Annotated in this window: 9 protein-coding genes and 1 pseudogene; 3 read left to right on the forward strand and 7 right to left on the reverse strand. The window is 40.9% G+C overall.

What is annotated here, in order from left to right; translation table 11 throughout:
- Nucleotides 1–56: 56 nt before the first annotated feature.
- The 4 genes from H9564_RS08715 to H9564_RS08730 form a co-directional block, all read right to left on the reverse strand.
- Nucleotides 57–455: a replication protein gene (locus tag H9564_RS08715; protein ID WP_191685086.1), complete on the reverse strand. Its 399-nt coding sequence runs from the start codon at nt 453–455 to the stop codon at nt 57–59.
- A 25-nt stretch (nt 456–480) separates the two neighbouring features.
- Nucleotides 481–852, reverse strand: coding sequence for a type II toxin-antitoxin system RelE/ParE family toxin (locus H9564_RS08720; RefSeq protein ID WP_191685087.1), 372 nt, complete (start codon nt 850–852; stop codon nt 481–483).
- Entirely contained in the window at nt 845–1,105 is a 261-nt protein-coding gene (locus tag H9564_RS08725) for a type II toxin-antitoxin system RelB/DinJ family antitoxin (protein WP_003672432.1), read from the reverse strand. The genes H9564_RS08720 and H9564_RS08725 overlap by 8 nt, the downstream gene beginning before the upstream one ends.
- Before the next feature lie 160 nt (nt 1,106–1,265).
- Complete coding sequence (locus tag H9564_RS08730; protein ID WP_191685088.1) at nt 1,266–1,853, reverse strand: tyrosine-type recombinase/integrase; 588 nt, start codon at nt 1,851–1,853, stop codon at nt 1,266–1,268.
- Nucleotides 1,854–2,152: 299 nt separating this feature from the next.
- On the opposite strand from H9564_RS08730, the pseudogene H9564_RS08735 reads away from it, so the two are divergent.
- Together H9564_RS08735 and abc-f are read left to right on the forward strand one after the other, a co-directional pair.
- A pseudogene (locus tag H9564_RS08735) lies at nt 2,153–2,332 on the forward strand (Dyp-type peroxidase); the annotation flags it as partial.
- Between the two features lie 248 nt (nt 2,333–2,580).
- Nucleotides 2,581–4,092 carry a ribosomal protection-like ABC-F family protein gene (gene abc-f, locus H9564_RS08740; protein ID WP_191685089.1) on the forward strand — a complete coding sequence of 504 codons (1,512 nt, stop codon included), beginning with the start codon at nt 2,581–2,583 and terminating at the stop codon, nt 4,090–4,092.
- A 40-nt stretch (nt 4,093–4,132) separates the two neighbouring features.
- Here abc-f and H9564_RS08745 read toward each other — a convergent pair whose 3' ends face one another.
- Nucleotides 4,133–4,816, reverse strand: coding sequence for an IS6 family transposase (locus tag H9564_RS08745; RefSeq protein ID WP_087216345.1), 684 nt, complete (start codon nt 4,814–4,816; stop codon nt 4,133–4,135).
- A 59-nt stretch (nt 4,817–4,875) separates the two neighbouring features.
- Here H9564_RS08745 and H9564_RS08750 point away from each other — a divergent pair, with 59 nt between their 5' ends.
- Nucleotides 4,876–5,166, forward strand: a complete 291-nt coding sequence (locus H9564_RS08750; protein WP_225209635.1) for a CPBP family intramembrane glutamic endopeptidase — start codon at nt 4,876–4,878, stop codon at nt 5,164–5,166.
- A gap of 43 nt (nt 5,167–5,209) precedes the next feature.
- Here H9564_RS08750 and H9564_RS08755 read toward each other — a convergent pair whose 3' ends face one another.
- Together H9564_RS08755 and H9564_RS08760 are read right to left on the reverse strand one after the other, a co-directional pair.
- Nucleotides 5,210–5,668 (reverse strand): DUF536 domain-containing protein, encoded by a 459-nt coding sequence (locus H9564_RS08755; protein ID WP_099980036.1) that lies wholly within the window; start codon nt 5,666–5,668, stop codon nt 5,210–5,212.
- Between the two features lie 835 nt (nt 5,669–6,503).
- Nucleotides 6,504–8,621, reverse strand: coding sequence for a replication protein (locus tag H9564_RS08760; protein ID WP_191685090.1), 2,118 nt, complete (start codon nt 8,619–8,621; stop codon nt 6,504–6,506).
- Between the last annotated feature and the right edge of the window lie 311 nt (nt 8,622–8,932).

An 8,932-nucleotide genomic window follows, 5' to 3' on the forward strand; every position in this document is an offset into this window, starting at 1 on the left:
AAAAAATTCCCAATGTCTTTCGACAAAGGGAATTTTATTCAAAACAGCATCAACAATTAGTTGCTGTGTTTTGAGCCATTGGGTAATTCATTATTATTTAATGGATTACTTCCCAATGGCTGCTTGTGATTTTGTGTAGTCACTTCTTGTTTAGCTTTTGCTAAAAAGTCAGTCACAAAATCAGCAATATCTTTCCGAGAATATGGCTTCTTTTTCTCGCCAATTTCGGATTGAATAACATCATCTAACACAGACTTAGTGTTGCTGTTATTCATTGATGAAAGCATGATAGATTCGGCTAATTCAGCTTTCCATTTTAGTTCGTTTAATGCTAAAACGTCAGCGTCATGTTTCATTTGCAGTTTCTTATATTCCATATCTTCTGGAACTGTGCGGCCGCTTAACTTCTTGGCTTTCAGTTCTTGCCAACGAGCAATGCTTTTTGGAGACATCATGGGTAAAACTTCTTTCTAAATATAATTAAAATAAGTCAGAATGGGTCCCAATACCAACTAAATAAACGATTCCTTGGTTAGTTCGAATATATAGCAATAAATGGTCGCCATTATGACCGTCAAAGTGAAGGTCTAATCCTTTAATTTCAACCTGACTAAGGGAACCCAAACGATTCTTAATTTGGCTTTTTTGCTGTGCCGTCAAAGTAATTGAGTGTTCGTAAAAATAATCGGGAATTGGTTTATCATTTAGAAAGCAATTAATTACATATTCCCATGGCGAGCGATGGTCATCTGGAAATGGAACTTCTCCATGGAAAATACTATGCCAACGTGGGTTCTTCTTTACCTTTTTACGCTGCTTCTTAAAATGGTTGGTTGGGATAACTTTACTCATCTAACAATTTCTCCAGTTCATTATAAGAAGAAGCGCCTTTTAGCTTGTGTTTGCTTAAATCATCAACTGCTTCGTTAATTGATGACATGGTTTCTGCATTAGGAATACCCCAATACTTTGGTAGGCCATCGTTAGCTACAGAAGATAAGGTCATACGAATAAAACTAGAAATGGATAGCCCATGAGCGGCTAACTCTTTGCTAGCCTTTTCTTTAACGTCAACTGGGATACGACTATCTACTCTTGCGTCCATACTAATCACCTCGCCTATATTGTATGACAAATGACACACAAAATCAAAAAAATAGAACATATTTGGTATTCTACCGCGCTACCGCTTGCTGGACTCGTTAATCAGACCGGTTTATGACTAAACCTAACCTGATTAACGAGTGAGATTGTGAGGTTACTGCTTAATCAAAATTAACTTCATCGAGCATTTTTTCACGGCTAACTTGGTCCAATCCCAGATACTTTAAGGTCATAGCTTCAGATGTATGGTTTAGAAGGCTCATCACCAGGCCAATATTGTAATGGGTTTGCGTGTAAACTCGATAGGCGCCCGTCTTTCTCATGCTGTGGGTCCCGAGGTAGTTAATTCCCAATAAATCGCCAGTTTTAGCCATGATTTTGTAAAACTGCTTTTCTGTGATATGCCGAGAATGGTCCCGTGAGGAGGGAAAAAGCCACTCCGATTGAATGTTTTGCTCGTTTAGCCAGTTAAAATAGTCGATTAAGTCTTGTTTTACTGGTTTAAGGTATAAAATATTAGGTTTTCCGGTCTTTTTATCGCGAATATAAGCATTTTTCTTGATGTCCCCATCAGTTTTATAGATTTCGTTGCGTCTGAGAGCCAACACATCACTCACTCGAAGCAGAGTGGCCTTGCCAACCTGGAAAATTGTGTAATTCCGGCGTCCTTCACGAAAATTATGGAGTAAAGTATCTTCAACTTCGTGGAGGACGTTGGTATCTTTGATAGGTAATACAAGCTGTTTCATAGTAATTTTTGCTCCTTATTTAGGGGCTACTTTTTGTATATATAAATTAAAAGCCCCTATATTCTGATTGTAGAATACAGGGGCTTGACATAGCAACATTCTTTAGGGGTTATTTATTAAAAATGGACCCAGTTTTTATATTAGAGGTTAAATTCTATCTTTGAACGTAAATCCCAAGGAACATTGAAAAATGATATTCTTATTAAGAAGGACTTTTGGTATCACTTTCATGCATCATATTAACCTTTAAAGTAACTGGTATCTACAACGAAAAATAGCAACAGGTCCCTTCCGGCATTACTGGGACCTACTTCATTGGCTACTCCCGGTATTGGAAAGTAACCAAGTTGATGCTGGAAAACATATTAAAGAATGGTGACTACCTGCTTACCTTCTCTGACATTTTATCTGGTCAACTCTTCTTCATCCCATCTCGTCCATTATTAGACAAGATTGCCGATGGTGAACTTAACAAGTAATTGACAAATAATTGTCGGCCTGTTAAGCTGACAATATCAATTAAGCGGAGGGATCAACCATTGAAGTTTTAATTCTACACAAGTTAACGCAGCTAATTCAGCACCATGCGCGAATTGGCTCCTCGAGTAGAATTATTATTTCAATTATTGGTACCATTAATTAGTGGCTTAGTGCCGCTCTTTTAAAGGCCTGTCCTACTCGGGGTGGGCCTTTTTGCGTGCCTCTTTGAAAGGAACGTGATTATTAAATGGAACCAATTACGATTCGTAACCTTAACTTTGCATATCCTGGCCAAGAACAATTATTCACCGACTGTAACTTGGATTTAAATAGCGACTGGAAACTAGGCCTACTCGGGAGAAACGGGCGAGGTAAAACTACCCTGATGAAGATCCTCCGTGGAAAGGTTAAATACACTGGTACCGTCACCAGCAAACTAAATTTCGGCTACTTTCCCTTAGCCATTAGTGAGCCAACTGCCTTCGCAGGTGAAGCCCTATTAGCAACCGTTAATGATCCGGCACTAGAACAGTGGCAGATTGAACGGGAACTAAATCTAATGGGCGTTGACCCGGCATTAATGTGGCAACCGTACGAAACACTGAGTGGCGGTGAACAAACAAAGGTCCAGCTAGCCACCCTCTTTGCCCAGGATGGTCTCTTCTTACTACTCGATGAACCAACTAACCACCTCGACCAGCTTGGCCGGCAGCAAGTTGCGGACTATCTTACTAGTAAACAGCGCGGTTTTATTATTACCAGCCACGACCAAGACTTCCTTGACCAGGTAATTAACCACACTCTCGTAATCGAACGCTACCAGCTAGTCCTCAGTCACGGTAATTATTCAACCTACTTCCAGCAAAAGCGGCGGCGTGATAAGGAGGCACTAGCCACCAACCAGCAGCTTAAGTCGGAAATTAAGGCACTGAAAAAGACCCGTCAGCAGCGACAGCAGTGGGCCCAACGTGCTGAGGGAGAAAAGAAAAACAACTCCCACGCTGACAAGGGTTTTATTGGTGCTAAAGCCGCTAAAATGATGAAAAAGACGGTTTCTACTACTAATCGCCTGAGTCAGGCAATTACCAATCGTGAAGGACTATTAAAAGAAGTGGAGGAGGTGGATCGCTTACCGCTTAACTTGGTAGCTAGTCACCATCAAACACTATTAACTGTTGACCAGGTTATACTAACGATTAACGGTGAGCAGCTTTTTGAACCTCTAAGCTTCAAAGTCACCGCTCATGACCAAGTAGCACTAGTTGGTCCCAATGGTGCCGGCAAGTCAAGTCTCATTCATGCAATCCGCAATAACTTTGCAGGCGAATATTCTGGAAAAATTACCCTAGCAAATGGAATCAAAGTTAGCTATGTTCGCCAAGATTACACTACTAACCATGGATTATTAAAGGAATTTTCCAGCGAACAGCACATTGCTTACGACCTCCTTCTCAATATTTTACGGAAGTTAGGAATGGAACGGTCAACGTTTAACGTCCCAATTGAGCAAATGAGCATGGGCCAGCAAAAGAAGGTTGAGCTTGCCCGGTCACTGGCTACCCCTGCACAACTCTATATCTGGGATGAGCCATTGAATTATCTTGATACCTATAACCAACAACAATTAATCCAGCTAATTAAGGATTACCAACCGCCCCTGCTGTTTGTCGAACATGACAAGCACTTCATTGATACCGTTGCCCAACAGCAGGTCCAAGTTAAAATATTTCCCAGGAAGGATCTGGTGCAAACAGTGTGAGAGATGACCATCTAACCAGCTATTGATCCTATGTTGAAGGTTATGCAGCTAACAATGCTTCTAATTCGTCCACGACTGAGAACCCGATGAGACTTAACTCTCGTCGGGTTCTTTTGCGTATTGCGTGAACAATTTCCACACCGCTCAACGTTGCACTAGCGGTTCGAATGCTTTGAAAGCTTGCTGAGCGGACACGATGACGTTTAATGAATCGGTGGTCCTGTTCAATCAAATTATTTCGATATTTGGAACATTGGTGGGCTGATTTGCTCAAATAGTCTTGCTTTATCAGGTGCTTCACTGCTTTCAGTGTTGCCCGATATTGATCAGTGACTAATCGATCAGGCCGACCATTGGTCGTCAAGAGACGCTTCAAAAAGTGATAGGATGCGGTATAATCGCGGTGTTTTCGTAGCTCAAAATCCATGGTCAAACCGTTACTGTCAATAGCGCGATATAAATAGGCCCAACGGCCTTTAACTCGAATATAGGTCTCATCGATTCGCCAACTTTTAGCGTGAGCTGTTTGATGCCGACGCCATAGAGCCTTAAAGATGGGGCCATAGTGATGAACCCAACGCATGACCGTGGTGTGATGAACAGTGATACCCCGATCCCGAAGCAATTCAACGATGTCACGATAGCTGAGACTGAATCTGAAATAGTAGCCAACGGCTACTAAGATGATGTCCTTTTGAAAGTGGCGTCCCTTAAAGTAATTCATGCGCACAATCCCTCGTTTCTTGTCACTCAGTATACTAGAATGAAGTTGCTAGGCAAACTTTGCACCAGAGCCATCAGTTTTGCTTTACAACCGTTTCGGGAATTTTCTTTGCCCTGATTTTTCTCTATACTGGGCAATTATGGTTGGTTATGTTGATTCACTTTGTGATGGACTTTGCTGCCTCTTTGAGTAATGGGGCCACTTTTGGGGGCACAGTCAGCTGGGCTGATTATCAATCGGTCCTGGTATTAGCAATTCTGATGGTCGGGCTAACCACTTGGATGATGTTTGGTAAACGTGCACAAGTAATGGTACAGCGTGTTTGTATACTAACTAATGTAGTTAGATAGGGTTGTTAGTGTACTTTAAGAAGGAATCAAGCTATGAAAGATTCTAATGTGTTATTTTCCAAAACCAACTATGTTTAACAGTTTCGTTAGAATTACTCAATGGTTGCGGTAATGACTTTTGTTGTTTGTGTGTTGTTAAATCCAATTGTTGAGCTTGATCAGCCAGTTTATTAGCCGTTGCAATCTGTTCATCTTTTACAGTTAATTGCTGTTTGAGTAGTTCAATTGTTGCAGCCTGTTCTTGGATTTGGGCCTTTAATTGTTCAATAATTGTGTCTTTAGTTGCTGGATAAGTCTGTTTTTCTTGTGTTTTAGGCTTATCCTGATAATACTCTTCCATTTGCTGAAAAACCGCGTCACTATAGTATTTAGCATTATGTTGACCAGTTTTAACTGGCTTTAACTTGTGTTTTACTATGAAGCGTGAGGCTGAAACTACAGAGATGTTAAAATACCTTGCTAATTCTGAGGTTGTATATGTTTTACTTTTACTTTTACTCATGATTTAGCCTCCTTTAGGCTAATTCTAGCATATCCTTGTGATTGCTATTGCTATTTGAGGATAACTACGGTTATACTTAGACACGTAAGCATTTTTCGTTTACAAACAGTTAAATAAATCTGAGTAAAGAAAAAGCCCGTTAAAGTATTGGCGTACTTTAACGAGCTACCGATTAACTAGACCAAGTAGTCAATCGGGGTTGTCATTTCTTTTAATACAATTAATTTTAGAAGAAATTGACCGATATTTCAAGATATAGCAGCATAAAACTATCAATGAAATCAAACCCGAAAAACACTAAGCCGCCTAGTTAATTGCTAGGTGGCTTTTTCTTTGGGTCGCACCCGGTAAACTCGCCAGCAGTGGCACTGCATCGTAGTCGCATCTCGAAATCGCCCGTGATTCCTTGGACGTGTAGGAATTGTAGTTAACAACCATGGGAATGCCAATCCCAGTATTTATCACATAATACTAAAAGAGTGGCATAGGAAGCCTCGGAAATGCTACAGACAACCTTGTTTACTATGCGAGTTCTTCGGGTCCTCGCAGAAGATTCTCTTTGAAAGTAGAGAAAGCCTAAAACCAACCCTGAGGTAAACAAGGACAAGGGCGGGGTGCGTTTGAACTGTCTGCTAGAGTGTTAATAGTGAGTTGATAATGTTACATTGTCGATTGACCATTAATACTCTGGGGTTGACTGAGAGAGCAATGCTTTTTCGATACTTTTAGCCACGTTTAGGCTAGGTATCGAGAGAGCAAGCTGGAGCAAGTTCCTTGCGGAAGCTTGCTCTTCCTTATAGATGGAAATAATGATTAGTGTTAATTTAGTGTCCTTTTAGAATTGGTAATCATTATCAATTTGTTTGGTGATTGAATTTTTGATTTGTTTGTCAGCCTGTTTTAATTGTTGGCTATTGGCTAGTAGTATGGCCTTTTTTAGTTTGATAATAGGGTCATTTTCGAGTTGGCGTTCTTTATGATGATCGAAGGGGTGTTTTGAGGGTCGAATACTGTTTGTGTCAAGCTGGGCACTGTGCAGGTTTGATATTGGTTGGTTTGATTCTTTAGTAGATGGTGTTGTGAGTGTTTTGGTTACTTGTTTGATGAATTCGGTGGCTTTATTTTTAATCTTTTGTAGGGATTTAGTAGCCGTGTCCATTAGGTATTTAAGGGTTTGTCGGAAGTGTTGTTGCCGGCCAGTATCAGTTTGAATTTCTTGAGCTACCTCGTTTGGTTGGAGAAGTGGTTGCTCAACCTTGTGGGTCGGGTCATTTTCGACAATCGTATTAATTAGTTGGTTCTTGTAACCGTCAATTTGATTCTGAACTGTTTTGTTAGTGGCCTGGAGTTGTTGATTTTGAGTGGTTAATTGCTGATTGGTACTTGATAATTCAGCCTTTTTAGTACGAGCAGTAGTTATCTCCTGGTTTAGATTATCCAGTTCATCTTGATGGTTTTGTTTGTCTTTTTCCCAATCAGCACGCTGTTCTTGACGCCAGCTGTCGAGCTCTTGTTCCATTTCAGCGACGTTATCTTCGTTTACTGTGATTGACTGGTCATCGCTGTAAGTTAAGTCGTTTTGATCGATTTCCTGTTGCGCTGCTTTAATTCGTTGTTGTTTCCGTTCTTTAAGTTGGTCGTTAGCGTCTTTCAGCTGGTTTTGCAGGGTTTGGAGTTGTTGTCGTTGCTGAGCTAATTGCTGTTCTTGTTGCTTCTGTTGCTCTTCAGCGGCTTTTTGTTGTGCCTTTGCTGCATTAGCATCCTGTTCGGCTTGTTGCTGGCCCTCCTGAGCGCTCTTCACAGTCCCTGTAATGCCGTTGGCCATTTCTAAGGGTGATAAGTCGTTGCCATCTTTATCGACCGCCTGATGGCCTGTGGTGGCTTCATAGATGGCCTTCAGATTCTTGGTCACCCGTTCAACTTGGACTTGAATGTCATGATTTTGGCTATTGAGATTGTCGGCTTGACCTTGCAGGGCGTTAACTGCTTTTTGATGATCAGCGATTTCTTGATGTTGGGCTTTGAGTTGTTCCATGCTTAATCCCGTTTGTAGCGTCTTATCATCTTCGGTTTTGCGTTCAAAATCGAGGATTTTTTTATTTTCAGGGACTTGGTAGGTCTGATGGAGCTCATCTTCTAAGCATTTCAGGGCGAACTGGTCCATATTAGTTCGATACCATTTGATGGCTGCACGCCCAGAAACCGTTTTGCCGGTGACCGCTTGATGGAGGCTTACTAGGGCCTGATTAAGGGAATTAGTAACGTGTGCCGCCCGTTTTTTGCCGCCCCGGGTCATACCAAAAGTCGCTAGTTCATAATGAATGTGGGAAATGCCCATTTCATCATTGTTAGTGGCGTAGCGGCCTCGATGTAAGTAGTCACCGACGTTAATGCGTTGCTGATGAGTCTTATTAGGTTTCCACCCCACATTGTTAGCAGTGGCGTGAATCAATGCTCGATTAAAACAGCCATAGAATTGCTTAGCGACAGCGATATTATCTGGGATTGGTTGACCTTGTTGGTCTTTTAACTTAAAGACCAAATGAGTTGTGCCGTCTGGTAACTTTTCTTTTTGATATGAGGTTACCGGACAGAATTGTTTCATTAAAGCACTTTGGACAGCCATGTTACCAATGGTCAGCACCGCAGTGGCTTTCTTCTTCCGTTTAAGGTAGTTTTTAACACTACCGTATTGCCGTTCAGCGTGGCCTTTTGCTCGTTGGTGCTTATCATGTTCCTCAACATAGTCCCGGAAATGTTCATCGTTCCATTTGTCGATGGCCTCTCGCGTTTGTTGAGATTCATTGTATTGATTAAATTGAGTTTCGCTAAACACAATATCTTTGTTAGTATGATTAATCTTTTCGTCATGTTCAACATGCTTTTGAATACCAGAATAGCCATTCGTATCTTTAGCTTGCAGGTCAGTTGTTACCGTACATTTAATTGCCATTATCGGTGCCACCTTATTTCATACTTCATACATCATTATATCATAACGATAGTTTAGTAAAATGGGTAGAATATCCATATTACTAGCTCCCTAGTCAAAATGGAGTAATCCATTTTGACGGTCGCTCTAGCCGAGGGCATTAGGAACACATTTCCTAATAACTATTGATTTAATTTTCAAGATTGCATTTGAAAATTAAATATTACCTTTTAATCAAAAGGTAATGCCAAAATAAAAAAATTCCCAATGTCTTTCGACAAAGGGAATTTTATTCAAAACAGCATCAACAATTAGTTGCTGTGTTTTGAGCC

This window comes from Limosilactobacillus avistercoris, assembly GCF_014836425.1.
GTDB lineage: Bacteria > Bacillota > Bacilli > Lactobacillales > Lactobacillaceae > Limosilactobacillus > Limosilactobacillus agrestimuris.